Raw genomic sequence first — 24,089 nt, 5'->3', positions numbered from 1 at the left:
CATTTGCCCCGCCACGCACCCCGCGTCAGACTTGACGCCCGCAACCCGGGGAGGCCGCGGATGGCGATCGCAGCACGCGTGCAGGTGCATCGGCACGATTCGCCGCTCGGGCGCTGGACGGTGGCGCTGTGCCGGCCGGCGCCGGACCTGGCCGGGATCGTCGAATCGATGTGGTTCGGCGAGGGCAGCGTTGCCTACGCGCGCGACCGTATCCTGCCGTCGGGCCAGAGCCAGTTGCTGATCAACCTGGGTCCGCCGCAGTACCGCATCGAGCCCGGCCCGCCGGAACGCCGGGTGCCCTTCCGCGACATCTGGTATTCCGGGCTGCACCAGGGTCCGATCGACACCGAGGCGCCGCACGGCAACGCCCTGCTCGGCGTGGCCTTTGGCGCCTGCGGCAGCTACCCCTGGCTGGGCGAGGACCTGTCCGGACTGGCCGACCGCATCATCGGCCTGGCCGATGCCCTGGGCGACGGCGCACTCGCGCTGCGCCAGCGGCTGCTCGACCAGACGGACATCGCCGGGCGCTTCGGCCTGGTGGAGGACTGGCTGCGCGCGCGCCTGCGCCCCCGCGGCGCGGTGCATCCAGCGGTGCGCTGGGCAGTCGAGCGCATCGCGCGCAGCGGCGGCCAGGTGGGTGTGGACGAACTCGCGCGCCAGACCGGCTATACCCGCAAGCACCTCTCCAGCCTGTTCCAGCGCCAGGTCGGGTTCGGCCCGAAGGCACTCGCGCGAGTGCATCGCTTCAAGTCCGCGCTGACGCTGCTCGGCGCCGCCGACGAGGTGCCGTGGACGGAGCTGGCCGCACACTGTGGCTACTACGACCAGTCCCACCTGGTGCGCGATTTCCGCGCCTTCAGCGGCTACGCGCCGGGTGAGTTCCTGCGCCGCGGCCGGCCTGACACGGGCAGCGTGGTGGTGCTTTGAAGCGGGTTTGGGGGTTGTTGGTTGTTGGTTGTTGGCGAAGCTCGCACGCCGGGCACGAGGGCACCAAGAGTCGGTTCGGCGCGAGGGAGCGCTTTTCGCGTGCCTTCGTGCCCCCGTGCCCTCGTGCCCGGCCCGGGAAGTTACTTTTTTCCAAGACGCCACCCGCCCATCTGAACGACACTGCACCCACCCCAGCACCGGAGACTCGCCATGCCTGAAGTGAACTTCCTTGCCGTGATCGCCGCCGCCGTCGCCAGCTTCGTCCTCGGTGGCCTGTGGTACTCACCATTGCTCTTCGCCAAGGCGTGGCAGCGCGAATCGGGGGTCACCGACGAGCAGTTGAAGAACGCCAACATGGGCCTGATCTTCGGCCTGGCGCTGGTGCTGTGCCTGGTCGCCGCTTTCGTCTTCGCGCTGTTCCTCGGCCCGCGTCCGCCGCTGGCGCTCGGGCTCGGTGCCGGTTCGTCCGCGGGCTTGTGCTGGGTGGCATCCAGCTTCGGCATCAACTACCTGTTCGAACGCAAGAGCCTGAAGCTGTTCCTGATCAACGGTGGCTATCACACGCTGCAGTTCACCCTGATCGGGCTGATCCTCGCGCTCTGGCCTTGAGCCAGGAGAAGCGGGGCAGGGGGCAGGGGGCGAGGGCCGCGACATCCAGCGAAGATCGAGCCGCGGGGCGAGAAAGCGACACGCTCCCTCCCCGCCCCAGTCCCGTCCCCCTGCCCCCTTCCCCGCTCCTCCACCCCCGCCTTTCCAACCCCCCGCTTCTCGAGGACCCAAACCATGAAAGTCGAGCGCAAATCCGACCACGCGGTCGGCGAAGACAGTTGCAAGGCAGCCACCGGCAAGTCGCTGTCTGAATGGTTCGCGGCGATCGATGCCAAGGGCGGTGTGGCCCTGGGCCGGCGCGAGATCGGCCAGTGGCTGTTCGCCGAGATGAAGGTCGATCCCTGGTGGTCGGCGACGATCAACTGCGAGTACGAGATCGCGCGCAACCAGCTGGAGAAGGATGGCAAGCCGCGCGGCTACACCATCTGCGCCACCAAGACGGTCAAGGCCGATGCGAATGCCTGTTACGCGGCCTTTGCCAGCGCCGCGGCGCTGGACCGCTGGTTCGGGCCCGGCAATGCGCTGGATCTCGCCGACGGCGGGAAGTGGACCTGCGCCGACGGCAACCGCGCCACGGTGAAGAAGGCCAACCCGGGGAAGACCATCCGCCTGACCTGGGAAGACCCCGACCTGACCCTGGCCACCCCGGTCGAGATCAAGTTCGCCCCGGCCGGCGCCAAGACCACCGTGATGGTGACCATCGACCGCCTGCAGACCCGCGCCGAAGCCGACGGCTACCGCCGCGCCTGGGGTGAGGCGCTGGAGCGCATGAAGGCGGTGGTGGAAGGGTAGGAGCGAGTGTTGGTTGATGGTGTGGGTGTTGGTGGAACCCGGGGTGCGGCGGGTAGCTGGTAGCTTCCAACAGCAACAACCCATACCAACACCCGCGCCAACGCGGGTAGGCTTCGCGCATCTCCAGCCACGAGGACCGCGCCATGCTCAAGGTCGGCGACACCGCCCCCGCCTTCACCCTCGAATCCGACAGCGCCGGCAGCATCAGCAGTGCCGCGCTGGCCGGCCAGCGCTACGTGATCTACTTCTACCCGAAGGACGATACCTCCGGCTGCACCAAGGAGGCCTGCTCCTTCCGCGACCGGCTGCCGGACTTCAGCAAGCTCGGCGTGCCGGTGTTCGGGGTCAGCCCGGACGATGCCAAGGCGCACGCGAAGTTCGTCAAGAAGTACGACCTCAACTTCCCGCTGCTGGTCGATCCGGAGAAGCAGCTGCTGCAGGCCTATGGCGTATGGGCGGAGAAGAGCATGTACGGCCGCACCTACATGGGCGTGCTGCGCGCCACCTTCATTGTCGGTGCTGACGGGAAAATCGAGCGCGTGTGGCCGAAGGTCAAGCCGGAAGGACACGCCGACGAAGTGCTGGCGGCGCTGAACGGCTGAGCGCGTGACCCTGGCCAGCCGCAAGTCGCTGTACCGTGGCTGGTCCGGACTGCCGCCCGGCGAGCGCGCGCTTGCCGGGCGCCTCGCGCTGCTGCTGCCGCTGATCGATCTTTCGCTGCGCCTGCTCGGATTCCAGCGCACCTGGGGCTGGCTGGCGCGCTTCGTGCCTGCATCTGCGCCGAATGTCGCCGATCCGGGCGATTTCGAATTCGCCCAGCGCGCGGCGCACATCGCCCGCGCGGTCGGCGCGCGCAGCCCCTGGCGCACCACTTGCCTGCGCCAGGCACTGGTGCTCTGGCTGCTGCTGCGCCGCCGCGGCCTGGACGCTCAGCTCAAGATCGGGGTCATTCGTCGCGAGGCGCCGTTCATGGCGCACGCCTGGGTCGAACTCGCCGGCGTGCCGCTGGACCCGGAAGTGCCTGCCGGCGCGGTGTTTCCGCCACTGGTCCCGCCGGCGCGGCAGGCGAATTGATCCGCCTGAGCGGCAGGCGCGGGGCTTCCGCTTCGTCTTCGCTGGCCACGTCGTCGATTGCCCGGGCCCTGGCGAGCAAGGTGACGCTCAACCCGGCAGTGGAATGAACTCACTTTCCCCGGGCACCGCGGCAAACCGCCCCTCGCGCCAGTCCGCCTTGGCCTGCTCGATGCGCTCGGCGCGGCTGGAGACGAAGTTCCACCAGAGGTGACGCTCGCCATCGAGCGGCGCGCCGCCGAGGATCGCGATGCGCGCGTCCTGGCGCCCGCGGAGAGTGACGGGGCTCTCGTCCAGCACCACAAGCGTGCCGCCCGGCGCTACGGCGTTGCCGATTTCGATCTCGCCGTCGACCACATGGACCGCGCGCTGCTGGCGGCTGGCCGGCAGGTCCAGGCGGCCGTCGGGTGCGAACTTGCCGGCGAGGTAATGCAGATCGCTCAGCGTGCGCACTGGTGAGCGCTCGCCGAAGGCCTCACCGGCAATCAGTTGCAGGTGGACGCCGGCGCGCTCGATGCGCGGCATCCGCGCCGCCGGGTAATGCGTGAAATCGGGCGCGGTTTCCTCGTGTCCGCGCGGCAGGGCCACCCAGGCCTGCAGGCCATGCAAGGGCGAACCGCTTTCGCGCAGTGCGGGCGGGGTGCGTTCGGAATGGACGATGCCGCGCCCGGCGGTCATCCAGTTGACGTCGCCCGGGCGGATCTCCTGCACCGAGCCCAGGCTGTCGCGATGCAGCAGCGCGCCCGCGAACAGGAAAGTCACCGTCGCCAGCCCGATGTGCGGATGCGGGCGCACGTCGATGCCGGCGCCGGGCGCAAAATCCGCCGGCCCCATGTGGTCGAGGAATATGAAACTGCCGACGGCGCGCTGGCGCAGTTGCGGCAGCAGGCGCGCAACCTCGAATCCCCCCAGGTCCTTCGAAGTGCCATTTAACCGTTGCAGCGCCATCACGTCCTCCGACCAAAGGCCAGTGTGCGGATGCCCTTCGCTTCTGCGAATATCAGCGCGGTTGCCAGGCCTTGTCCCGGCACGCGCCCAGCGATTCACACAGGGAACCGCGCGCATGGAAGCGCTTCCTACTGGGCGACCTCGATCTCGTGCACGCGGCCGTTGACGAAGATCACCCGCCGGTCCAGGCGGTTCGAGCCGAAGTCATAAAACCACTCCTCGATCTCGATTTCGATCGCCACCGCCTCGTGCTGCTCCGTCTGGCGATAGACCGTCTCGAAGCGCCGGGAGGTATCGTCCGGATTGCCGCAACGCTCGCGTACCTCATGGCGCGTCATGCCCTCCATCACCAGTTGGTTACCGCAACGCAGCGCATGCGCGGGTGCCGTGAAGGCGAGGAGGATCAGGGCGATGGGGATGAGGCGCATGCGGGCTCCGGTCTTGGGAGTGGTCTAGGTTGGTTGGTCGTTGGTTGTCGGTTGTTGGTGGTCGGTTGTTGGCAGCGAAGCGCACACCGCAGTCCTGCAGGAATCGACTCCGTCGGCGATCTCTCCGGCGGCTGCGGAAGAGATCGCGGCTGAAGCCGCTTCGACTGTCTCGCGGCACACCGGCTCTTGCTGCCAACAACCAACAACCAGCAACCGACAACCGGGTTCTCGCCGGCGCGCCCGCGAACACCGTCTCACCCCGGCGCCATGCTGCGCGCGCGGATCAGCGCGGCGAGCACGTCGGGGGCGTAGTCGAAGGAATCGTAGTACAACCGGTCCTCCGGCAAGCCCGCTGCAACGAAAGCGCGCCGGCCGGCTTCGATCATCGGCGGCGGCCCGCTCATGTAGACGTCGAATCGGGACAGATCCGTGAAATCCTTCAATACCGCCTCGTGGACCGGGCCCGAGCGGTACAAGTTCCGCTCCAGTTCGCTGGCCTCGCTCAGCACCGGGGTGTAGCGCAGGTTGGCGTGCTGCGCCTGCCACTGGCGGCACAGGTTGTCCAGGTACAGGTCGCTGACGTGCCGCGCGCCCCAGTAGACGTGCAGCGCACGGTGAGTATGGCGGTCCAGCAGGTGTTCGACGATCGCCTTGATCGGCGCGAAACCGGTGCCACCGGCCATCAGCACGATCGGGCGGTCGCCGCCTTCGCGCGGGACGAATGTGCCAAGCGGCGCCTCGATGCGCAGCACCTGACCGAGGCGCAGTTCGTCGAACACGTACTGGGTGAAGCCGCCGCCGGCCACGCGGCGTACGTGCAGGTCCAGGGTCTCGCCATGCTGGGGCGCGTTGGCGATAGAGAACGCGCGGCGCTTGCCTTCGGGCAGCAGAATGTCGAGGTACTGGCCCGGCAAATAGTTCAGCGGCTCGCGACGCGGCGGCAGCAACTTCAGCTCCATCACGTCGTCGCACAATCGGTGTTTGGCCGCCACCTTGACCGCCAGCTGGCGGATCGGTATGCCGGCCACCGCCTCCACCTCGCGGATGGCGACGGTCAGGTCGCTGGTCGGCACGGCCTGGCACAGCAGCGCCTGGCCAGCATCACGCTCACGCTCGCTGAGCGCGTTCGGCGGATTGTAAGGATACTCGACGCCACCGCTCAGGACCTGACCCTTGCAACTGCCGCAACTGCCGGACAGGCAGCTGTAGGGCAAGCCGAGTCCGGCGCGGCGCGCGGCCGCGAGTACGGTCTCGCCTGGCTCGACAGCAAAGGACTTGCCGCTGCCGGCCAGTTGCACCTGCGCCCGCGATACCCGGTGGTCTGTATCCATTCGCGCAGTATCGCTCGACGGCGGTGAAATTAGCCTCAGCGCAGCATCCGGAAACCCGCGGGCAGCAACGAAAACGGGGGCCGCAGCCCCCGTCGTCGGTACCGGTGCTCAGGCGCGGATCAGAACTCCCACACCGCCGTCAGCAGCGTGCGCGAGCCGCCGTTGTCGCCCCAGTCGATGTCGTCGGTGGCATGCACCCACTGCAGCCCCACCGTCATCGGGCCGAAGGGCTTGGACAGGCCGATGCTGTAATCCTGGTAGGAATCGCCCAGCGCGTCGTCGAGGTCGTAGTGTCCGAGCGAGCCGCCCAGCGTGAGTTCCCACCATGGCAGCGGGTAGGAGCCGTTGACCTGGTAGTAAATGCCGGTCTCGTCGGAATTGAACACATCGTTCGAATACGCCAGCTGGAAGCCGAGGTAGTCGCCGACGCCGAGGTTGAAGATCAGCTCGTTGTATTCGTAGGCGCTCTGGTCGTGATAGGCGTAGCGCAGCAGGGATACGTCGAAGGCGATCGTGTCGGTGAATTCCGTCGACCAGCCGACAATGAAATCGATCTCGGCATTGGCGCCGTCGCCATCGACGAAATCGACGTTGGACGCCCACACGCCGGCATAGAAGCCGCTGTCGTGCGCGTAATCGATGCCGCCCTGGAAGGCCGGACCCTCATTGGTCTGCGACACGCCGCGGAAAGCGTAGTCGCTGACCACGCCGATGTTGAACGAGAACGGGCCCGATTCCTCTTCCTCTGCATCCTGTGCGAAGGCCGGGGCCGATAGGGCCGCCAGCAGGGCTGCCGTCAACACGCGATTGCGCATGGTGGATCTCCTGTGTCTGTGATGAATCGGGGCGTTCCGATTGTGAAGCCAAACTGAGCAGTTTGGCTAGAGTGTGGCGGTGAAGCGGACGTGGTAAAGGGCACAGCCCGCATGGCGGGGCTCCCGCGTCACCAACGCGTTCAAACGAACTCCGCAGTCAGCGCACAAACAAGAATCTGGCCCAAGGTCTTTCCGCGCCCCGCGCCCCGTGCCCGCTTTTCCGCCGCCCCGCGCTAGACTGCCGGCTACCGCAAACGGAGCCGCGCGATGGAAAACATCCTGATCCTGGTGTTCCTCGGCTTTGTCGCCGTGGTCATCTTCCGCTCGATCCGCTTCGTGCCGCAGGGCTTCGCATGGACGGTGGAGCGCTTTGGCAAGTACACCCACACGATGGAGCCGGGCATTGGCCTGCTGGTGCCGCTGATCGACTCGGTCGGCCGCAAGGTCAACATGATGGAACAGGTGCTCGACGTGCCCTCGCAGGACGTGATCACCAAGGACAACGCCGTGGTCAAGGTCGACGGCGTGGTGTTCTACCAGGTGCTGGACGCGGCCAAGAGCGCCTACGAGGTGTCCAACCTGGAGCAGGCGACCATCGCGCTGGTGATGACCAACATCCGCACCGCGATCGGCTCGATGGACCTCGACGAATCGCTGTCCAAGCGCGACGAGATCAACGCCAAGCTGCTGCGGGTGGTCGACGAGGCCACCCACCCCTGGGGCGTCAAGGTCAACCGCATCGAGCTCAAGGACATCCAGCCGCCGCGTGACCTGGTCGACGCGATGGCGCGCCAGATGAAGGCCGAGCGCGAGAAGCGCGCGTCGATCCTGGAAGCCGAGGGCAGCCGCGCCAGCGAGATCCTGCGCGCCGAGGGCGAAAAGCAGGGTGCGGTGCTGGAAGCCGAGGGCCGCCGCGAAGCCGCCTTCCGCGACGCCGAGGCGCGCGAGCGCCTGGCCGAGGCCGAAGCCAAGGCGACGATGATGGTGTCCCAAGCGATCGCCAAGGGCGACGTGCAGGCGATCAACTACTTCATCGCCGACAAGTACATCAAGGCGCTGCAGGCGCTCGCCACCAGCCCGAACCAGAAAACCCTGCTGATGCCGTTGGAAGCCTCCAGCGTGATCGGCTCGATCGCCGGCATCGCCGAGATCGCCAAGGCGGTCGCGGTCAAGCAGCAGGGAGGTCAATCCTGATGTTGCCCTGGTACCAGACGATTTCGCCGACCGAGTGGATCATCGCCGGCCTGATCCTGCTGCTGCTGGAAGTGTTCGCGCCGGGCGCTTTCCTGCTGTGGTTCGGCATCGCCGCGCTGGTGGTCGGCGCCGCCGTGTGGATCGTGCCGGTGCTGCCATGGCAGGTGCAGATCGTCGCCTTCGCCGTGCTCTCGCTTGGCGCCCTGCTCGGCTTCCGCGCCTGGCGCCGGCGGCATCCGGCGGCGAGCCGCGACGAACCGCTGCTCAACAAGCGCGCGCAACAACTCGTCGGCCGCAGCTTCACTCTCGACCAGGCCATCGTCAACGGCCGCGGCAAGGTCAAGGTCGGCGACGCCCTGTGGACCGCCGTCGGCGAAGACATGGCGGTCGGCACCACGGTGCGCGTGACCGGCGTGCAGGAGCAGATGTTGCTGGTGGAGAAGCAGTGAGTGGTTGAGAAGCGTGAAGGGTGGGTGAAGGAGGGAAAGCGGGCCGCACGCGGTTCCTGCCATTGGCACTTGTCGGCGAGAGCCCGCGCCCACAGGCTGGCGACGAGGCCTGCGGCCTGCCGCCCGCCTCCCTTTCGGCCCCCCCTAAAACCCCTCTCGTACCCCCTTCTCCCCCGCTTCAAAGCAGCATCACCCCCACGCCGCCAAAGGTGCACGCCACGCCGGCGAGCTTGCGCCGCGACAGCGGCTCCTTGAGCCAGATCCAGGCGAACAGCAGGATGAAGATCGACGCGGTCTCGTTGAGGATCGAGGCGATCGAGGCGCTGGTGTACTTGTAGCCGGCCAGCCACAGCAGCATCGACACGTACTGCCCGAGCAGCGCGGCGACGATCAGCAGGGTCCATGGCAGGCTGCGCAGGGGCGGGGCGCGGTGATGCGCAGGCGCCGCCACCACTGCCGATGATCGGCAGCAGTGCGGCGCCGATCCGCAGCAGCGCCACCCAGAAGAAGGGCGCCACCTCCAGCACCGGTTTGATCATCACGATGCAGCTGGCGTTGAGCACCACCGCGAGGATGCCGGTCGCCACGCCGCGCCGCAGTTGCGCCGGCGCGAGTGGCTCGTCGCTGCGTCGCTGGTTGACCAGCAACACGCCGATCATGACCAGCCCGAAGCCGCTGAACTGGAGCAGGCTCAGGCTCTCGCCGAGGAACAGGAAGGACAGCAGGATCACGGTCGGGCTGAACAAATTGCCGAGCACCCCGGTGCGCCCGGCGCCCAGGGTGTTCAGCGCCTTGAAGTACAGGGTGTCGGCCAGGCTGATGCCGAGCACACCCGAGAGCAGCGTCAGCACCACCTGCCAGCTCGTGAGCTGCGGCAGCGCCGGGCCGTGGACCAGCAGCACCGTGGGGATCATCGCGGCGGTGACGATGATGTTCTTGTACAGATTCAGCGCCACCGGCGGCATGCGCGCGCCGAGTTGCTTGTACAGGACCACGCCAGCGCCCCAACTGGCCGCCGCACCGATCGAAAACAGCTCGCCGAGTCCTGCTTGCACACTGAATCCTGTCTGAGAGTGCCACCGGGCGAGGGCGCGCGCGTCGCGCCGCCCTCACGCATCATCCGCGCATGGCCGACTACTGCGCCCAATGCGATTTCGTCATCGAACTGGCGCGCCGCCTGCACCAGGGCGGCTCGACCGCGCCGCGCCTGGAAGACGTGATCAACGCCGTCAGCCGCAAGCTCGACCTGGATACTCACATCTGGTCGAGCCCGACGGCGATCATCGCGACGATTCGCCCGCTGGGTGCCCGCAACGACCAGCAGACCATCACCCGCGTGGTGCGCCTGGAACCCGGGGACATCCACCTGCGGCGGCTATGGCGCTTCGACGACATTGCCAGCCGCGTGATCCGGGGTGAGTTCAGCGCCGCGCAGGGCATGCAGCTGCTGGAGCATGCGGGACGCCCGGACGCGCCGGTCCGCCAGTGGCTGGAGATCGTGCTCGGCTTCGTGCTCGCCTCCGCCGGCGTGGCCGGCCTGCTGAAGGGTGGCTGGGCCGATATCGCCAGCGCCAGCGCGATGGGCCTGATGCTGGGCGTGCTGGCGATGCTCACCGCACCGCACCCGCGGCTGGCGGCCACTTTCGACGCCCTCGCGGCCTTCCTCGTGGCGCTGCTGACGGCCTGGATCGCGCATGCGCTGACGCCGATCTCGCCGCTGGTGCTGACCGCCGGGCTGATCGTGCTGCTGCCCGGGCTGACCCTGACCACCGCGGCGGCTGAAGTCGCGACCAACCACCTGGTCTCCGGCACCGCGCGCTTCGCCGGCGCGGTGGCGGTGCTGCTCAAGCTCGCCTTCGGCGCGCTGGTCGGCAGCCGGCTGGCGGGTGCGCTGGGCTGGGATCCGCTGCCGCACCTCAGCCAGCCGCTCCCGGCCTGGCTGCAACCGGCCTCGCTGCTGGTCGCCGCCGCGGCCTTCGCCCTGCTGTTCCGAGCGCGCATCCGCGACTGGTGGGTGGTCTACCTGGCAGCGATCGTCAGCTACCTCTCGTCGCAAACCGCGATCGCCGCAATGGGTGCGGAACTCGGCCTGTTCACCGCCGCCTTCGTCGTCACCGTGCTCAGCAACATCTACGCCCGCTGGGCCAACCGCCCCGGCGCCACCTTCCGCCTGCCCGGCCTGATCCTGCTGGTGCCGGGCTCGGTGGGCTTCAAGAGCCTGACCTTCGTGTTCGAGAAGGACGTCTTCCTCGGCCTCGACACCGCCTTCAGCGTGGTCACCCTGGTCGCCGCGCTGGTGGCCGGGTTGCTGCTGGGGAACAGCGTGGTGCCGCCGAGGAAGGGGATGTAAGGGGCGGGTTGTGGGTTGTGGGTTGTGGGTTGTGGGCAGCAGGATCAAAAGCGCAAAGCCTCGGCGCACGAGCCGTTGCCGCCCACAACCCACAACCCAGAACCCACAACCCTCTTCTCACGCACCCAGCAGTGCCTTCAACGCATCCAGGTGCGGCCTGGCCGCTGCCGCCTTCTCCTCCGCGGTCTTCACGGTCTTCTCGTCCTTGCCGACCCAGCGCACTTCGCTGGCGGGCATTTCCTTGAGGAAGCGGCTGGGCTCGGGGGTTTCCTCGCGGCCGTAGCGGCTGCGCACGCGGCAGTAGGAGAGCGTCAGGGTTTCCTTGGCGCGGGTCATGCCGACGTAGAACAGCCGGCGCTCCTCGTCCTCGCGGCCTTCGTCCAGCGAGGACACGTGCGGCAGGATGCCGTCTTCCACGCCGACCAGGTAGACGTGGCGGAACTCCAGGCCCTTGGCGCTGTGCAGGGTCATCAGGCGCACGCGGTCGCCGGGTTCGTCGTCCTGGCTTTCGAGCATCAACTGGGTCAGCAGCTGGCTGACCGAGGTCTCGCGGCGCTCGCCGATCCAGTCGAGGAAGGCCTGCACCATCTGCTGCCGGCGCTCGGCCACCTGCGGGTTCTTGTTGTCCTCGCGCCAGTGCTGCACCAGGCCGGATTCGCGGATCAGCTGCTCGATCAGCGCACGCGGTTTCAGGCTGTTGCCGGCGCGGCGCCAGCCGTCGAGCTGCTCGGAAAAGGCCGACAGCGCGCGCGCCGCGCGCGGGCTCAAGGTGGCCAGCAGCGCGTGCGAGGCGGCCGCCTTCGCCAGCGGAAGTCCGCGGCTGCGCGCGGCCTCGGCGAGCTTCTCCAGGGTGGCGGCACCCACATCGCGCCGCGGCGTGCCGACCGCGCGCACGAAGGCAGCATCGTCCTCGGGATTGGCCAGCAGGCGCAGGTAGGCCATCACGTCCTTGATTTCCTGCCGGTCGAAAAAGGACGTGGCGCCGGACAGGTGATACGGCACCTTCAGCGCGCGCAGCGCCAGTTCCAGCGCGCGCGCCTGGTGGTTGCCGCGGAACAGCACCGCGAAATCGCGCGGGTTGAGCTTGTCGACCAGCCGCTTGTGCACGATCTCCATCGCCACGAACTCGGCCTCGTCGGTATCCGATCCGCGCGCGACGATGCGGATCGGGTCGCCCTCCGGCAGCGCGCTCCACAGTTGCTTGGGATGCAGGTGCGGGTTCTGCCCGATCACCGCATTGGCGGCGCGCAGGATGCGCTGGGCGCAGCGGTAGTTCTGCTCGAGCTTGACCACCTTGAGTTTCGGGTAGTCGCGCCCGAGCTCGATCAGGTTGTCCGGGTTGGCGCCGCGCCAGGCGTAGATCGACTGGTCGTCGTCGCCCACCGCGGTGAACAGCCCGCGCTCGCCGGACAGCAGCCGCAGCAGCCGGTACTGCGCATCGTTGGTGTCCTGGTATTCGTCCACCAGCAGGTAGCGCAGCTTGCGCTGCCACTTCTCGCGCACTTCGTCGAAGCTCTCAAGCACGCGCACCGGCAGCGCGATCAGGTCATCGAAATCCACTGCATTGAACGCGGTCAGCCGCTGCGCGTAACTGGCGTAGAGCTCGGCCGCTTCGCGCTCGCGCGGGGTCTGCGAGCGTGCCAGCGCCTGTTCGGGATTGAGCCCCTGGTTCTTGGCGCGACCGATCAGGCTGCGCCAGCGGTCGAGCAGTTCGTTGCCGGCGCCCTTCGGCGCCAGGTCCTTGATCAGCGCGCGCGAATCGTCCTCGCCGAGGATCGAGAACCCGCGCCGCAGCCCGACCTTGGCGTGCTCGATCTCAAGAAAACGCATGCCCATCGCGTGAAAGGTCGATACCGTCAGCCCTTCCGCCCCACCCTCGCCGAGCAGTTTGGCGACGCGCTCGCGCATCTCGCGCGCGGCCTTGTTGGTGAAGGTGATCGCGGCGATCTCGTGCGTGGCGTAGAGGCCCGACTTGATCAGGTGCGCGATCTTCTGCGTGATCACGCTGGTCTTGCCCGAGCCCGCGCCGGCCAGCACCAGCAGCGGCCCATCCAGGTAACGCACGGCTTCCTGTTGTTGCGGGTTGAGCATCGGGGGCGAGGCGGCGGTGAGTCGGGGGCGCGAGTCTAGGGGCGGGTCTCATTTTTGTCCGCAAAGGACGCAAAGGACGCCAAGAAGAGCCGTGGCGCGCGGTCAGAGGTGACCCTGAATCTGCCTTCCTTTGCGTCCTTTGCGGACCCAAGAGCAGGCTGCGCTCCTGCCGAGCAACTCCACCACCACCGCGACGCCATGCTCGCGGGCCCGGAACGACCAGGAACCGGCCTTGAACCCCACCCGTCGCACCGAGCTGACCGGATACGCGCTCGCCATGTCGGCGACGATCCTGTTCTCAGCCAAGGCAATCCTGGCCAAGTTCCTGTACCGCTACGACATCGACCCGATCACCCTGATGACGCTGCGCATGGGCCTGGCGCTGCCGGTGTTCGCGCTGGTCGCGGCGATCGAGACCCGCCGCGCACGGGCGCGCGGGGACGCGCTGACGGCGGCCGACTGGCGCCAGATCGGGCTCTTGGGCCTGGTTGGCTACTACGTGTCGAGCTACCTCGATTTCTGGGGTCTCATGCACATCGCCGCGGCGCTGGAGCGGCTGATCCTGTTCCTGACGCCAACCCTGGTGCTGCTGCTCGGCGTGCTGCTGTACCGCCGGCCGGTGCCGCGGCGGCAGCGCTGGGCGCTCGGCATCAGCTATGCCGGCATCGTGCTGGTGTTCGTCGAGCACCTGCATTTCGACGGCGGCAACGTGCTCCTCGGCAGCGCGCTGGTGTTCGGCGCGACGCTGGCCTATGCGATCTACCTCGTCAAGTCGGGCGAGATCGTCGCACGCATCGGCAGCCTGCGCCTGGTGTCCTATGTGATGCTGGTGTCGACTGCCTGCACCTTGATTCACTACCTGCTGGTGCACCCGCCACGCACCCTGCTGCAGCCGGCGCCGGTGCTCTGGCTGTCGCTGGCGAATGCGCTGATGTGCACCGTGGCGCCGGTGTTCCTGACCATGTTCGCGATAGTCCGCATCGGCGCCGGCCGCGCCTCGCAGCTGTCGATGCTCGGGCCGGTGTCGCTGCTGTTCCTCGGCCACTGGCTGCTGGATGAACGCATCAGCGCGCTGCAGGTGGCCGGCACCGCGGTGGTGCTGGTGGGTATCGGGATCCTGACGGCGCCGCAGCGAGTCCAGGCCGCGGCCTGAATTCCATTCCTTTACCGATCGAGCGCTTAGAATCCCGGCGATCCAACACCCGGCCCGCCCATGCCTTCCTTCGACATCGTTTCCGAACTGGACAAGCACGAAGTCCGCAATGCCATCGACCAGGCCAATCGCGAGCTCTCCAACCGCTTCGATTTCCGCGGCACCGGCTGCACCTTCGAACTGGATGAGTTCGTGGTCACCCTGAAGGCGCAGGGCGATTTCCAGCTCAAGCAGATGCTGGAGATCCTCAAGCCCCGGCTGGTGGCGCGCGGCATCGACATCCGCTGCATGGACATTGCCGACCCCGAGGTCAACCTCGCGGCGGCGCGGCAGAAAGTCACGCTGAAGCAGGGCATCGAGCAGAAGATCGCCAAGGACATCATCAAGCGGATCAAGGACGCCAAGCTGAAGGTGGAGGCGCAGATCAACGGCGAGAAGCTGCGCGTGACCGGCAAGAAGCGCGACGATTTGCAGACCGCGATCGCGCTGTTACGCGCGTCCGAGCTCGACATCCCGCTGCAGTTCGAGAATTTCCGCGATTGAACGCCGAGACCGCCAACCTCGAGATCCTGCCCGGCTTGCCGCTGCCCGAGACCGAATTGGTCGAACGCTTCGTGCGCTCCTCCGGCCCCGGCGGGCAGAACGTCAACAAGGTCTCCACCGCCGTGGAGCTGCGCTTCGACGTGCAGAACTCGCCCACGCTGCCCGACTGGCTGAAGGCCAAGGTGCTCGCCGCGCGCGACCGCCGGCTGACCAACGAGGGCGTGCTGGTGCTGCAGGCGCAGCGCTTCCGCACCCTCGAGCGCAACCGCGCGGATGCGCGCGAGCGCCTGGCGCACCTGCTGCGCAGCCACACCATCGAGCAGAAGAAGCGCATCGCGACCAAGCCCACGCGCGCCTCGCAGCACCGCCGGGTGGACGCCAAGAAGGCGCGCGCCGGAGTCAAGCAGTTGCGCAGCAAGCGGGGCTTCGACGAATGAGCTTCGGCCTGCAGGAGAAGCTGCTCACGATCCCGCCCCAGACCCCGCGCATCCGCGGCCAGCGGCTGGTGCGCTGGATCGGCAGCCTGGTGATTCGCTGCAGCCGCTGGCGCGTGGTCGGCGAGTTTCCGGATGTGCCGCGGCTGGTGGCGATCGCCGCGCCGCACAGCTCCAACTGGGACGGGATCATCGGCATTTCCGCCGCCTACGCGATGGGCGTGCGCGCCACCTGGATGGGCAAGGATTCGCTGTTCAAGCACGGCCTGGCTGGCTTGATGCGCGGCCTTGGCGGCATTCCCACCGACCGCAGCAATCCGCGCGGCGCGGTCGGCCAGATGGCCGAGATGCTGAAGACCACACGGGAGCCGCTGTGGCTGTTCCTGGCGCCCGAGGGCACGCGCAAGAAAGTGCGCAAATGGCGCACCGGCTTCTGGCATATCGCCAGCGAGGCCGGGGTGCCGATTCTGCTGGTGTCGATCGACTTCCCCGGCAAGCGCTTCGTGGTCGGTCCGCTGTTCCATCCGGGCGGCGACAAGGAAGCGGATTTGGCGCGGCTGTACGACTACTACCGGCAGTTCGTCGGCAAGCACGGCAAGAGCCCCTTGCCGCTGGATGTGCTGCAGGCCTGACGGCAGGCCGTGAAGGCCATGCGGGCAAGGGGCGCGGGGCTTGCGATGGCGCCGTCCGCGAGGCCGGGGAGGGCAGGGAGGTGTCAGCAACGGACCTCATCCCACCACCGCGCGATCCCTGCCTGCCTCCTTGGCCTGGTAAAGCGCGCGATCGGCCCGCGCCACCAGGGCGTCCATGTCATCGCCTGCCGTTGCCAGGGCCACGCCCAGGCTGATGCGGTAGCCAATGCTACCAGTGCCGGTGGCGACGCGGCGGCTGCGCACGCGCGCGAGCAGCTCGTCGGCCCAGGCCTGCGCGCTGCTGCCATCGGCGCCCGGCAGCAGTGCAAGGAATTCTTCGCCGCCCCAGCGTCCGATGACCTCGCGGCGTTGCGCCAGACTCGTCGCGAGCGCGCCGAAATCGCGCAGCACGGCATCTCCCGCAAGGTGCCCATGCTCGTCATTGATGCGCTTGAACTGGTCCAGGTCGATCACCGAGAGCGCCAGCGGTTGCGGCTCTGCCAGCCAACGGGCGATGCGCTCGATCAGCTCGCGCCGGTTCGGCAATCCGGTCAGCGGGTCGATGGTGGACAGCGTCCGCAGCTTCGCATTCGCCGTGGCGAGCGCCTCGGCGGTGGCTTGCAGTGCCTCCTTCTGGTTGCGCAGTTCGCGCGTGCGTGCGCCGACTTCAGCCTCCAGCTTGCGTTGCTGGCGGAGCAATTGACGGGTGCGCAGCAGGTAGGCGGCGGTCAGCAGCAGCACCAGGGCCGTGCCGGCCGCCAACCGGAAGGTCCAGGTGCCCCAGTACGGCGGTGCAACGCGGATTTGCAGCAACTCGCGCGTGGCACTCCGGTCTTCGTTGTCCACGCGTAACTCCAGACCGTGCTCCCCGTACGGCAGGCGGTCCAGGATCAGCGAGCGGCGCGTGCCGAGCTCATGGAAAGTAGCAGTCGGGTCGAGGCGGTAGCGGAAGCGAACAGCACCAGGAGAGTCGTAGACCAGACCGGTGAAATCGACGATCAACGGGGCGTGCCCATGCTGCAGATCCAGCTGCGGCAGCTGTGTAGGCCCGGCGGCCGGAGGCAGCTCGGCATCCCCGATGGTCGCCCGCGCCAGGCTGGGACGCGGCGGTTCGGGCAGATCGCGCAGGCGCTCGGGCTGCACCGCGGTCAGGCCGTCGATGCCACCGAAATACAGCCAGCCCTGGCTCCCGGCAGCCACCGCGCCGCTGGCGAACTCGTCGGAGGCGATGCCGTCGCGGCGGCGCCAGACGCGGTGGCGCAGGCTGGCAGGGTCGAAGCGGATCAGGCCACGGTTGCTGGTGAGCCAGAGTTGGCCCTGACGATCGCTGGCAATCGCATAGATCATCCCACTGGGCAGGCTGGCCAGGCGGCCGATCGGCTCGAAGCGCAGTGCGGCTACATCGCTCGCCTGGACGATCCGGGCGAGGCCGCCATTGCTGCCGATGTACAGCGTGCCGTCGGCGTGCCGGTGGATATCCCAGACGATGGCGCCAGGCAGTCCATCGGCGACGCGGTAGCGCGCCAGCGGTGTCCCGTCGGCGTCGAGGATGTGCAGGCCACCCGACGTGCCCACCCAGATGCGCTGCTCGCTGTCGCGGTGCAAGGCATAGATGCTGCGGTCCTGCTGTGCGAACCAGGGCTCCTCGGCGCCCGCGCGCGCCAGCGGTACCGGCCGCCGCGGTTCACCGAAGGCGTCGAAGCGCCACAGCCCGGACGACGATCCCACCCACAGGCGTCCGTCGACGTCTTCGAGCATCACGCGCGTGCTGCCGGCGCGCAGGGAGGCTGGCAACGCCGGTTCTCGGCGCCATTGCGGACGCTCAGGGTCGGTCCAGTACAGGCCTTCTTCGGTGGCTGCCCACACGCGCCCGGCACGATCCTGCAGCAGGCTCCACACCAGGCGCGCGCCCTCCGGGGCGCCGTCGATGGGTAGCGCCTGGAAGGGCCACGCAATCCCGTCGCGCCGGTCGGCTGCCGCCACGCGCTGCACGCCGCCGCCGTAGCTGCCGACCCACAGGTCCCCACGGCTGTCCTCCAGCAGGGCACGCACGCGGCCCTGCGCCAGTCCTGCGGCGCCCTCGTCGCGGTGGCGTTCGACGTGGAACACCAGGTCGGATGGGGTGAAGCGCACCAGGCCCTCGCCCCAGTGTCCGGCGAAAACGCCGCCACGCTCGTCCACATCCAGCGCCTCCACCAGGAAACCGCGCCCGGCAACCCGCGCCGAGCGCCGGTGGTCGAGCGCCTTGACGCAGTCGCAGACCGGATCGAACCAGGCCAGGCCACGGTCGCTGCCAATGTAGACACTGCCACCCGGGCCGGCAGCGAGCTTCAGGATGCGCCGCGTGCGCAGCCCGGGCGAATCGGGGTTGCCGGGCAGGAAGCGGCGCGTTCTTCCGCTCGCAAGTTCGACGCGATACAGGCCGTGGTTCCAGGTGCCGATCCACAGCGTTCCGGCTGGCACCTCGAGCAGCGAATCGATGTTGAACGGGCGCTCGGCGCCGGAGATGTCGAGCGCCTGCACGCGGTCATCCGCGTCGACACGGAACGCGCCGTCGCCACTGCCCACCCACAGCCCGCTGGGGCCGCGGCGCAGCTCCCAGATGTCGCGGCGCGGTGGGTCGGCGCCGACCGCGATCGGCCTGACCGTGAAGCTCGCGGTCAGCGGGTCGCCCTGCCAGTCAACCCGGTGCAATCCGCTGCGCGAAGCCAGGTACAGCGTGCCCGGCTGCGGCAGGTCGACCGCATTGTAGTGCTCCGCCGGAAGGCCGTCCGCCACGCCAACCGCACGGAAGCGCGCACTGACGCGGTCGAAGATCGACAGTCCGCCGCCATTCGTGGCCAGGTACAGGTAGCGGCCGCCGACGGCGATGTCGCGGATGTAGGCGGAGGCGGTGGCACCCGGGTCGCGATCGGACGGACGATAGACGCGGAACTCGTAGCCGTCGAAGCGGTTCAGTCCGTCTTCGGTCCCGATCCACAGATAGCCGTCGTCATCGCGCGCCAGCGCCAGTGCCGAGTTCTGGCTGAGGCCGTCCGCCACCGTGTACTCGGTGGCCGCAGGCAGCAGCCCGCTCCAGGCGAGCGCCGCACACCACGCCAGCCCGATCCAGGCTGGCGTGCGCGCGACATGGCTCATGGCGGCTCAACTCACGGGCAGGAATGCGCGCTGAAACTCTGCTCGCCGGCGACCGGCGGGCCCTTGGCCTGGATCGTGTTGGCGCCGAGACCCACCGCCTCGTTGCGCGCCAGGGTTTCCAGCTCGTCGGCGACCTTGATCGAGTTGCGTTCTACCCCCGCAAGGCGGTTGGTCACGGTGGTGGTGATATCGCCCTTGAAGGTGCAGCGCGCCATCGATTCGTCGGCTGCGGCAACCCGCACCGCGCCGGCGCCCTGCTCGAGCTTGACCCAGGTGCAGGCACTGGTGGAAAGCAGCGCGGCGAGCAGTAAGGTGGAAGCGAGTTTCATTCGCGGGCTCCGGCAAGGTTTGCGCGCACGTTAGCACGCTGGAGCGCGGGTTTCAGCGGGCGCCCGGTTGTCGGTCAGGGGCGGTTGGCGACCCGCTCCGCTCAGGGAGCGGACTCTGTCCGCGATCTCCCATGCGCGCCGGCACCCGCCTGGCGCCAAAAGGCCGCCGTGCCTGAAAGATCGCCGACGGAGTCGGCTCCCACGGCGCTCGGCCGTGCATCACACCACCCGGGAAAAGCGCGCCTTGGCCGCCTGCGCCTGCTTGTCGCCGCTGACGTAGGCGTCGAAGGCCATCGCGACGATGCGCAGCAGCATCGCACCCGCTGCAGTGATCTTCAGGCCGTCGCCGCGCAGTTCGACCAGGCCGTCCTGCGCCGGCTGGGCCAGGCGCGCCAGCGAGGCGGCGAAGTAGTCGCGGAAATCGATCCCGTGGCGCGCGCAGAACTGGCCGTAGTCGATCTTTCCGAAGCACATGATCTGGCCGATCACCTCGCGCCGCAGGCGGTCGTCGGCATCGGTCATCAGTCCGCGCTGAACCGGCAGGCGGCCAGCGTCGATGGCGCCGATCCACGGAATCTCGTGCTTCTCGTTCTGCACATAGCAGTCGCCCACCTGGCCGATGGCGCTCATGCCGAAGCCGACCAGGTCGCAGCCGCCGTGGGTGGTGTAGCCCTGGAAATTGCGCTGCAGGCTGCCGTCCACCTGCGCCCGCGCGAGTTCATCGTCCGGCAAGGCGAAATGGTCCATGCCGATGTGCACATAGCCGGCCGCGGTCAGCCGCGCGATGGTCAGCTCCAGCAGCGCCATCTTGGTGTCGGCGCTCGGCAGCGTGGCCGGGTCCATCACCGCCTGCGACTTGAACAGCTCCGGCAGGTGGGCATAGGAATAGGCGGCGATGCGGTCCGGCCGCAGCGCGACGACGGTGTCCAGAGTGCGCGCGAAGCTGTCGACGTTCTGGTGCGGCAGGCCGTAGATCAGGTCGAAATTGACCGAACGGATGCCCACCTCGCGCGCCTCGACCACCAGCCGCTCGGTCTCCTCGACTGACTGGATGCGGTTGACCGCCTGCTGCACTTTCTCGTCGAAGTCCTGCACGCCCAGGCTGATGCGGTTGATGCCGAGGTCCACCAGTGCGCGCAGCGCGGCCGGGTCGGCGGTGCGCGGGTCGATCTCGATGCCGTAGTCGCGGCCGTCGCCGCGGTGCATGCCGAAGCCCGCGTGGAGCGCGGCGAAGATCTCGCCGAGTTCGTCCGGCGTGTAGTAAGTCGGCGTGCCGCCGCCGAAGTGCAGCTGGTTGACCGGGCGCGCGGCGTCGAACAGCTCCGCCTGCAGCCGGATCTCGACCAGCAGCCGGTCGAGATAGGCGCGTCCACGCTCGCGGTTGCGCGTGATGATCCGGTTGCAGCCGCAGTAGTAGCAGGACGAGCGGCAGTAGGGCACGTGCAGGTACAGCGACAGCGGCCGCCGAGAAGCATTGCTGCGGCGCGCCTCGCCGGCGTAGTCGTCCGCGCCGAAGCCGGCGTGGAACTGCGGCGCCGTCGGGTACGAGGTATAGCGCGGCCCCGGGCGGTCGTAGCGGCGGATCAGGTCAGCATCGAAACGGGTATCCATGCGGCGCAGTCTATGCGCTGGGCGTGGCGGGGTGGTTGATCGTGGTCAGCGGAGTGCGTGCCGCGAGATTCAGTGGCGATAAGGGCGGGGCAAGGGGCGGGGGTCAAGGGACCGAGTACGTCGCACGGGCGTGCGGTGACGCGATGTCGAGCGCCTTGGCCTTTACTCAGGTGACGACATACGCCGAAATTTCAGAGATTGACGTGGGGCGGATCCCCTGCCCCCCGCCCCCTTCCCCGCTTCTTTGTCACACGGGGCAATCGGCGACCCCGGGCCGTGCCTCACGCCGCCCGCGCCAGTTCGACCGGCCCGGCCGTCAGCGGCGCGGCGCCGAACCAGTGCAGTCGCGTGGCGAGGGCCGCGACTTCGCCGATCACCAGCAGTGCCGGCGATTGCACGCCGTGCGCGCTGGCCAGCGCGGGCAATTCGTCGAGGGTGCCGACCAGCACGCGCTGCTGCGGGCGCGAGCCGTTCTCGATGATCGCCACCGGCGTATCCGCGGCGCGTCCGTGCGCGATCAGGCGCTCGCGCAGCAGGTCCAGGCGATGGCTGCCCATGTACACCGCCAGCGTCTGCCGCTCGGCCGCCAGCGCGCGCCAGTCGAGGGTGTCGATCGAGTCTGCGCAGTGCGCCGTGACCAGGCGCAGCGATTGCGCATGCTCGCGATGGGTCAGCGGAATGCCGGCGTAGGCCGCGCAGGCCAGCGCCGCGGTCACGCCGGGCACCACGCTGTACTCGATCCCGGCTTCGCGCAGCGCCTCCAACTCCTCGCCGCCACGGCCGAACACGAAGGGATCGCCGCCCTTCAGCCGCACCACCACCTTGCCGGCGCGCGCGTGCTCGATCAGCAGGCGATGGATCTCCGCCTGTGCGGTGCTCGGGCCGACGCGGCGCTTGCCGACGCTGATCTTCTCGGCGTCGCGGCGCGCCAGTTCCAGCACCTCGTCGCTGACCAGGGCGTCGTACAGGATCAGGTCCGCCTGCTGCAGCGCGCGCAGCGCGTCGAGCGTCAGCAGGCCCGCGGCGCCGGGCCCGGCGCCGACCAGGATCACGCGTCCGGTGCGCGCCGTCGCCTCTGCTGCCAACGCGCTGCCAATCTCGCGCTCCGCTTCCTCGATCTGGCCGGCACCTACCAATGCAGGCACCCGGCCCTCCAGCAGCGCGTCGTACCAGTCGCGCCGCGCATCCACCTGCGGGCGCGCCGCGCGGATGCGCGCGCGCCAGCGGTCGAGCAGCCCGGCGAGCGTCCCCAGCGACGGCGCCAGCAGGCGCTCGATGCGCTCGCGCACCCGTCGCGCCAGCATCGGCGCCGAGCCACCCGAGGACACCGCGATCACCAGCGGCGAGCGGTCGACGATCGCCGGCACCTGGAATGAGGACAGCGCCACGTCGTCGACCACATTCACCCACACCCGGCGTGCCGCGGCTGCCGCCGCCACGCGCTGATTGAGCGCGCGGTCGTCGGTGGCCGCCACTGCCAGCCAGGCGTGGTCCAGTTGCGCCGGGGTGAACACCAGCGCGCGATGCGCCAGCTGTCCCTGCCGCTTGAGTGCCTGCAGGCCCTCCGACAGGCGCGTCGCCACCACCTCGATGCGCGCCCCGGCGCGCAGCAGCATCGCGATCTTGCGCTCGGCCACCGCGCCGCCGCCGATCACCAGCACGGCGCGGCCCTTGAGGTCGGCAAACAGCGGGTACAGGTCCATCGATGGCTCTTGCGGGAATGCGACGAGTCCAGCGTATGGCCGTATGGACGTCCGTTGAAATGAGCGCGCGGCGTGTGGTTATGCCTGGGGGGCATGTTGGCGTGGGTTTCGCGGCTGTCTGCCACGCTGGGCTCCTGGCCGGTTCTGGGTTCTGGGTTCTGGGTTGTGGGCAGCAGGAGCTCGAACGCCGGGAGCCTGTTTGCCTTGCCGCCTGTGCGGAAGGACGACCCTGTGATTCGGGACGCAAAGGAAGCAAGAACAGCCGTTGCCAGAGACCTGAACGCAAGTCATGGCTGTTGATCTCCTTTGTGTCCTTTGCGTCCCCAGGTACAGTCAAGAATCTTGCAACTCCCATGGTTCGAAGCGCGAGCAAGCTCGCCACCAGGGGCGACCAAAGCTCCCACAGGTCGGCTTGCCCGCTCTGCGGGTTACCCGCATACTTCGGACGTCTAGACGTCTGTATCTGCGCGGGCGGCGGGCGGCCTTTCCCAGAACCCACAACCCACAACCCAGAACCCGCTCCCATGACCCTGATCCAGCTGCGCCACCTGATCGCCATCGTCGACAGCGGTCTCAACCTGACCGTAGCGGCGGAGCGGGTGCATGCGACGCAGCCGGGGCTGTCGAAGCAGTTGAAGGCGCTCGAGGATGAGCTGGGCTTCCCGGTCTTCCTGCGCAATGGCAAGCGGCTCACCGGGCTGACCGAGCTCGGTAGCGAGGTGGCGCAGCGCGCGCGGCTGATCGTGGACCAGGCCAAGAGCATCCGCGCCTTCGCCGCGAACACCCGCGCGGAGACCGAGGGCGAGTTGCGGCTGGTGTGCACCCACACGTTGGCGCGCTTCGTGCTGCCGGATGCGCTCGGTGCGCTGCGCCAGCGCTATCCGCGGGTGCACCTGGCGATCGAAACCACCGATCCGGGGCGGATCGTCGAGGCCCTGGGCGGCGGCGACGTGGATGTCGCCCTGTCCTCCAGCGCCGGACTGCCGCCCGAGGCCGGCCTCGCGGTGCCCTTGTTCCGCTGGAAGCGGGTCGCGCTGGTGCCGAAGGGCCATGCGCTCGCCGAACGCAAGCTGCTCAGGCTGGCGGATCTGGCTGCGCACCCGCTGCTGGTCTACCCGTCCACCGTGCGCCCGGGCTCATCGCTGGCAGCGGCCTTCGACGAACTCGGTCTCAAGCCCGAGTACGCGGTGACCGCGAGCGATGCGGAGCTGATCCGCACTTATGTCGAGCAGGGCATCGGCGTCGGCATCGTCGCCGACCTCGCCACCCGCAAGCTGCCCGACAGCGTACGCGCGATCCCGCTCGACGAGCGCATCGCCGCCTGCACCACTTACGCCCTGCTGCCCGCCAACCGCGTGCCGCGCGACTACACCCTCGAACTGTTGCGCGGCCTTGCGCCCGGGCTCGATCTCGCCGCGCTGCGGCGCGTGCTGGCGGGGCTGGAGAAGGCGGAATTCGCGCAGCCAGCCTGGTTTGCGGCCCACCTGTGAACTGATCAAGCCCGAGCCATGCGGGTTCGCGGGGTGCGGATTTCAGGCAAA

At 68.6% G+C, this 24,089-nt stretch carries 23 protein-coding genes and 1 pseudogene; 13 read left to right on the top strand and 11 right to left on the bottom strand.

Annotated elements, in window-relative coordinates:
- Nucleotides 1-60 precede the first annotated feature (60 nt).
- From IPK27_12025 to IPK27_12005, 5 genes are all read left to right on the top strand, one after another.
- On the top strand, nt 61-927 hold the full coding sequence (locus IPK27_12025; protein ID MBK8068319.1) for an AraC family transcriptional regulator: 867 nt from the start codon (nt 61-63) through the stop codon (nt 925-927).
- A gap of 210 nt (nt 928-1,137) precedes the next feature.
- Nucleotides 1,138-1,536, top strand: coding sequence for a DUF1761 domain-containing protein (locus IPK27_12020; protein MBK8068318.1), 399 nt, complete (start codon nt 1,138-1,140; stop codon nt 1,534-1,536).
- 174 nt (nt 1,537-1,710) lie between these two features.
- Nucleotides 1,711-2,328, top strand: a complete 618-nt coding sequence (locus tag IPK27_12015; protein MBK8068317.1) for an SRPBCC domain-containing protein — start codon at nt 1,711-1,713, stop codon at nt 2,326-2,328.
- A 143-nt stretch (nt 2,329-2,471) separates the two neighbouring features.
- Nucleotides 2,472-2,930: a thioredoxin-dependent thiol peroxidase gene (bcp, locus tag IPK27_12010; protein MBK8068316.1), complete on the top strand. Its 459-nt coding sequence runs from the start codon at nt 2,472-2,474 to the stop codon at nt 2,928-2,930.
- 4 nt (nt 2,931-2,934) lie between these two features.
- Complete coding sequence (locus IPK27_12005) at nt 2,935-3,402, top strand: lasso peptide biosynthesis B2 protein (protein ID MBK8068315.1); 468 nt, start codon at nt 2,935-2,937, stop codon at nt 3,400-3,402.
- Between the two features lie 87 nt (nt 3,403-3,489).
- On the opposite strand, the gene IPK27_12000 is transcribed toward IPK27_12005, so the two are convergent.
- The 4 genes from IPK27_12000 to IPK27_11985 form a co-directional block, all read right to left on the bottom strand.
- Nucleotides 3,490-4,347 carry a pirin family protein gene (locus tag IPK27_12000; protein MBK8068314.1) on the bottom strand — a complete coding sequence of 286 codons (858 nt, stop codon included), beginning with the start codon at nt 4,345-4,347 and terminating at the stop codon, nt 3,490-3,492.
- A 128-nt stretch (nt 4,348-4,475) separates the two neighbouring features.
- A complete protein-coding gene (locus IPK27_11995) occupies nt 4,476-4,775 on the bottom strand; it encodes a DUF2845 domain-containing protein (GenBank protein ID MBK8068313.1) in 300 nt (99 codons plus the stop codon).
- A gap of 254 nt (nt 4,776-5,029) precedes the next feature.
- A complete protein-coding gene (locus IPK27_11990) occupies nt 5,030-6,106 on the bottom strand; it encodes a CDP-6-deoxy-delta-3,4-glucoseen reductase (protein ID MBK8068312.1) in 1,077 nt (358 codons plus the stop codon).
- A gap of 119 nt (nt 6,107-6,225) precedes the next feature.
- Entirely contained in the window at nt 6,226-6,921 is a 696-nt protein-coding gene (locus IPK27_11985; protein ID MBK8068311.1) for a hypothetical protein, read from the bottom strand.
- Nucleotides 6,922-7,188: 267 nt separating this feature from the next.
- Here IPK27_11985 and IPK27_11980 point away from each other — a divergent pair, with 267 nt between their 5' ends.
- On the top strand, nt 7,189-8,115 hold the full coding sequence (locus tag IPK27_11980) for an SPFH/Band 7/PHB domain protein (GenBank protein ID MBK8068310.1): 927 nt from the start codon (nt 7,189-7,191) through the stop codon (nt 8,113-8,115).
- Entirely contained in the window at nt 8,115-8,564 is a 450-nt protein-coding gene (locus IPK27_11975; protein MBK8068309.1) for an NfeD family protein, read from the top strand. The genes IPK27_11980 and IPK27_11975 overlap by 1 nt, the downstream gene beginning before the upstream one ends.
- A gap of 178 nt (nt 8,565-8,742) precedes the next feature.
- Here the strand turns inward: IPK27_11975 and IPK27_11970 are convergent, their stop codons facing one another.
- Nucleotides 8,743-9,018: a DMT family transporter gene (locus IPK27_11970; protein MBK8068308.1), complete on the bottom strand. Its 276-nt coding sequence runs from the start codon at nt 9,016-9,018 to the stop codon at nt 8,743-8,745.
- A gap of 181 nt (nt 9,019-9,199) precedes the next feature.
- Nucleotides 9,200-9,619, bottom strand: a pseudogene (locus tag IPK27_11965) (DMT family transporter).
- Nucleotides 9,620-9,690: 71 nt separating this feature from the next.
- On the opposite strand from IPK27_11965, the gene IPK27_11960 reads away from it, so the two are divergent.
- Nucleotides 9,691-10,914, top strand: coding sequence for a threonine/serine exporter family protein (locus tag IPK27_11960; protein MBK8068307.1), 1,224 nt, complete (start codon nt 9,691-9,693; stop codon nt 10,912-10,914).
- Between the two features lie 117 nt (nt 10,915-11,031).
- Here IPK27_11960 and IPK27_11955 read toward each other — a convergent pair whose 3' ends face one another.
- Nucleotides 11,032-13,005 carry a UvrD-helicase domain-containing protein gene (locus IPK27_11955; protein ID MBK8068306.1) on the bottom strand — a complete coding sequence of 658 codons (1,974 nt, stop codon included), beginning with the start codon at nt 13,003-13,005 and terminating at the stop codon, nt 11,032-11,034.
- Between the two features lie 277 nt (nt 13,006-13,282).
- Between IPK27_11955 and IPK27_11950 the strand changes: the two genes are divergently transcribed.
- From IPK27_11950 to IPK27_11935, 4 genes are read left to right on the top strand one after another with little or no spacing between them, the layout of a single operon-like run.
- Entirely contained in the window at nt 13,283-14,158 is an 876-nt protein-coding gene (locus tag IPK27_11950) for a DMT family transporter (protein ID MBK8068305.1), read from the top strand.
- Nucleotides 14,159-14,218: 60 nt separating this feature from the next.
- Nucleotides 14,219-14,701: a YajQ family cyclic di-GMP-binding protein gene (locus IPK27_11945; GenBank protein MBK8068304.1), complete on the top strand. Its 483-nt coding sequence runs from the start codon at nt 14,219-14,221 to the stop codon at nt 14,699-14,701.
- Nucleotides 14,698-15,138: an aminoacyl-tRNA hydrolase gene (gene arfB, locus IPK27_11940; protein MBK8068303.1), complete on the top strand. Its 441-nt coding sequence runs from the start codon at nt 14,698-14,700 to the stop codon at nt 15,136-15,138. The genes IPK27_11945 and arfB overlap by 4 nt, the downstream gene beginning before the upstream one ends.
- On the top strand, nt 15,135-15,767 hold the full coding sequence (locus IPK27_11935; protein MBK8068302.1) for a 1-acyl-sn-glycerol-3-phosphate acyltransferase: 633 nt from the start codon (nt 15,135-15,137) through the stop codon (nt 15,765-15,767). The genes arfB and IPK27_11935 overlap by 4 nt, the downstream gene beginning before the upstream one ends.
- A gap of 96 nt (nt 15,768-15,863) precedes the next feature.
- Here IPK27_11935 and IPK27_11930 read toward each other — a convergent pair whose 3' ends face one another.
- The 4 genes from IPK27_11930 to cobA all read right to left on the bottom strand — a co-directional run bounded on the left by IPK27_11930 (nt 15,864) and on the right by cobA (nt 22,548).
- The gene (locus IPK27_11930; GenBank protein ID MBK8068301.1) at nt 15,864-18,905 is read right to left on the bottom strand and encodes a diguanylate cyclase; all 3,042 of its coding nucleotides are present in this window, start codon (nt 18,903-18,905) and stop codon (nt 15,864-15,866) included.
- 11 nt (nt 18,906-18,916) lie between these two features.
- The gene (locus tag IPK27_11925; protein MBK8068300.1) at nt 18,917-19,234 is read right to left on the bottom strand and encodes a DUF4156 domain-containing protein; all 318 of its coding nucleotides are present in this window, start codon (nt 19,232-19,234) and stop codon (nt 18,917-18,919) included.
- Nucleotides 19,235-19,453: 219 nt separating this feature from the next.
- Entirely contained in the window at nt 19,454-20,845 is a 1,392-nt protein-coding gene (gene hemN, locus IPK27_11920; GenBank protein MBK8068299.1) for an oxygen-independent coproporphyrinogen III oxidase, read from the bottom strand.
- A gap of 281 nt (nt 20,846-21,126) precedes the next feature.
- On the bottom strand, nt 21,127-22,548 hold the full coding sequence (gene cobA / locus IPK27_11915; protein ID MBK8068298.1) for a uroporphyrinogen-III C-methyltransferase: 1,422 nt from the start codon (nt 22,546-22,548) through the stop codon (nt 21,127-21,129).
- Nucleotides 22,549-23,072: 524 nt separating this feature from the next.
- On the opposite strand from cobA, the gene IPK27_11910 reads away from it, so the two are divergent.
- A complete protein-coding gene (locus IPK27_11910) occupies nt 23,073-24,038 on the top strand; it encodes a LysR family transcriptional regulator (protein ID MBK8068297.1) in 966 nt (321 codons plus the stop codon).
- The last annotated feature ends 51 nt before the right edge of the window (nt 24,039-24,089 follow it).

Source organism: Rhodanobacteraceae bacterium, assembly GCA_016713135.1.
Lineage (GTDB): Bacteria > Pseudomonadota > Gammaproteobacteria > Xanthomonadales > SZUA-5 > JADKFD01.
Note: the sequence above shows the minus strand (reverse complement) of the source record. Positions and strands in the feature narration are given on the sequence as shown.

What these genes read in the sequence shown, in the direction of transcription:
- IPK27_12025 (MBK8068319.1), top strand. Translation starts at nt 61, where the DNA reads ATGGCGATCGCAGCACGCGTGCAGGTGCATCGGCACGATTCGCCGCTC.
- IPK27_12020 (MBK8068318.1), top strand. Translation starts at nt 1,138, where the DNA reads ATGCCTGAAGTGAACTTCCTTGCCGTGATCGCCGCCGCCGTCGCCAGC.
- IPK27_12015 (MBK8068317.1), top strand. Translation starts at nt 1,711, where the DNA reads ATGAAAGTCGAGCGCAAATCCGACCACGCGGTCGGCGAAGACAGTTGC.
- bcp (MBK8068316.1), top strand. Translation starts at nt 2,472, where the DNA reads ATGCTCAAGGTCGGCGACACCGCCCCCGCCTTCACCCTCGAATCCGAC.
- IPK27_12000 (MBK8068314.1), bottom strand. Translation starts at nt 4,347, where the DNA reads ATGGCGCTGCAACGGTTAAATGGCACTTCGAAGGACCTGGGGGGATTC.
- IPK27_11995 (MBK8068313.1), bottom strand. Translation starts at nt 4,775, where the DNA reads ATGCGCCTCATCCCCATCGCCCTGATCCTCCTCGCCTTCACGGCACCC.
- IPK27_11990 (MBK8068312.1), bottom strand. Translation starts at nt 6,106, where the DNA reads ATGGATACAGACCACCGGGTATCGCGGGCGCAGGTGCAACTGGCCGGC.
- IPK27_11985 (MBK8068311.1), bottom strand. Translation starts at nt 6,921, where the DNA reads ATGCGCAATCGCGTGTTGACGGCAGCCCTGCTGGCGGCCCTATCGGCC.
- IPK27_11980 (MBK8068310.1), top strand. Translation starts at nt 7,189, where the DNA reads ATGGAAAACATCCTGATCCTGGTGTTCCTCGGCTTTGTCGCCGTGGTC.
- IPK27_11975 (MBK8068309.1), top strand. Translation starts at nt 8,115, where the DNA reads ATGTTGCCCTGGTACCAGACGATTTCGCCGACCGAGTGGATCATCGCC.
- IPK27_11960 (MBK8068307.1), top strand. Translation starts at nt 9,691, where the DNA reads ATGGCCGACTACTGCGCCCAATGCGATTTCGTCATCGAACTGGCGCGC.
- IPK27_11955 (MBK8068306.1), bottom strand. Translation starts at nt 13,005, where the DNA reads ATGCTCAACCCGCAACAACAGGAAGCCGTGCGTTACCTGGATGGGCCG.
- IPK27_11950 (MBK8068305.1), top strand. Translation starts at nt 13,283, where the DNA reads ATGTCGGCGACGATCCTGTTCTCAGCCAAGGCAATCCTGGCCAAGTTC.
- IPK27_11945 (MBK8068304.1), top strand. Translation starts at nt 14,219, where the DNA reads ATGCCTTCCTTCGACATCGTTTCCGAACTGGACAAGCACGAAGTCCGC.
- IPK27_11935 (MBK8068302.1), top strand. Translation starts at nt 15,135, where the DNA reads ATGAGCTTCGGCCTGCAGGAGAAGCTGCTCACGATCCCGCCCCAGACC.
- IPK27_11930 (MBK8068301.1), bottom strand. Translation starts at nt 18,905, where the DNA reads ATGAGCCATGTCGCGCGCACGCCAGCCTGGATCGGGCTGGCGTGGTGT.
- IPK27_11925 (MBK8068300.1), bottom strand. Translation starts at nt 19,234, where the DNA reads ATGAAACTCGCTTCCACCTTACTGCTCGCCGCGCTGCTTTCCACCAGT.
- hemN (MBK8068299.1), bottom strand. Translation starts at nt 20,845, where the DNA reads ATGGATACCCGTTTCGATGCTGACCTGATCCGCCGCTACGACCGCCCG.
- cobA (MBK8068298.1), bottom strand. Translation starts at nt 22,548, where the DNA reads ATGGACCTGTACCCGCTGTTTGCCGACCTCAAGGGCCGCGCCGTGCTG.
- IPK27_11910 (MBK8068297.1), top strand. Translation starts at nt 23,073, where the DNA reads ATGACCCTGATCCAGCTGCGCCACCTGATCGCCATCGTCGACAGCGGT.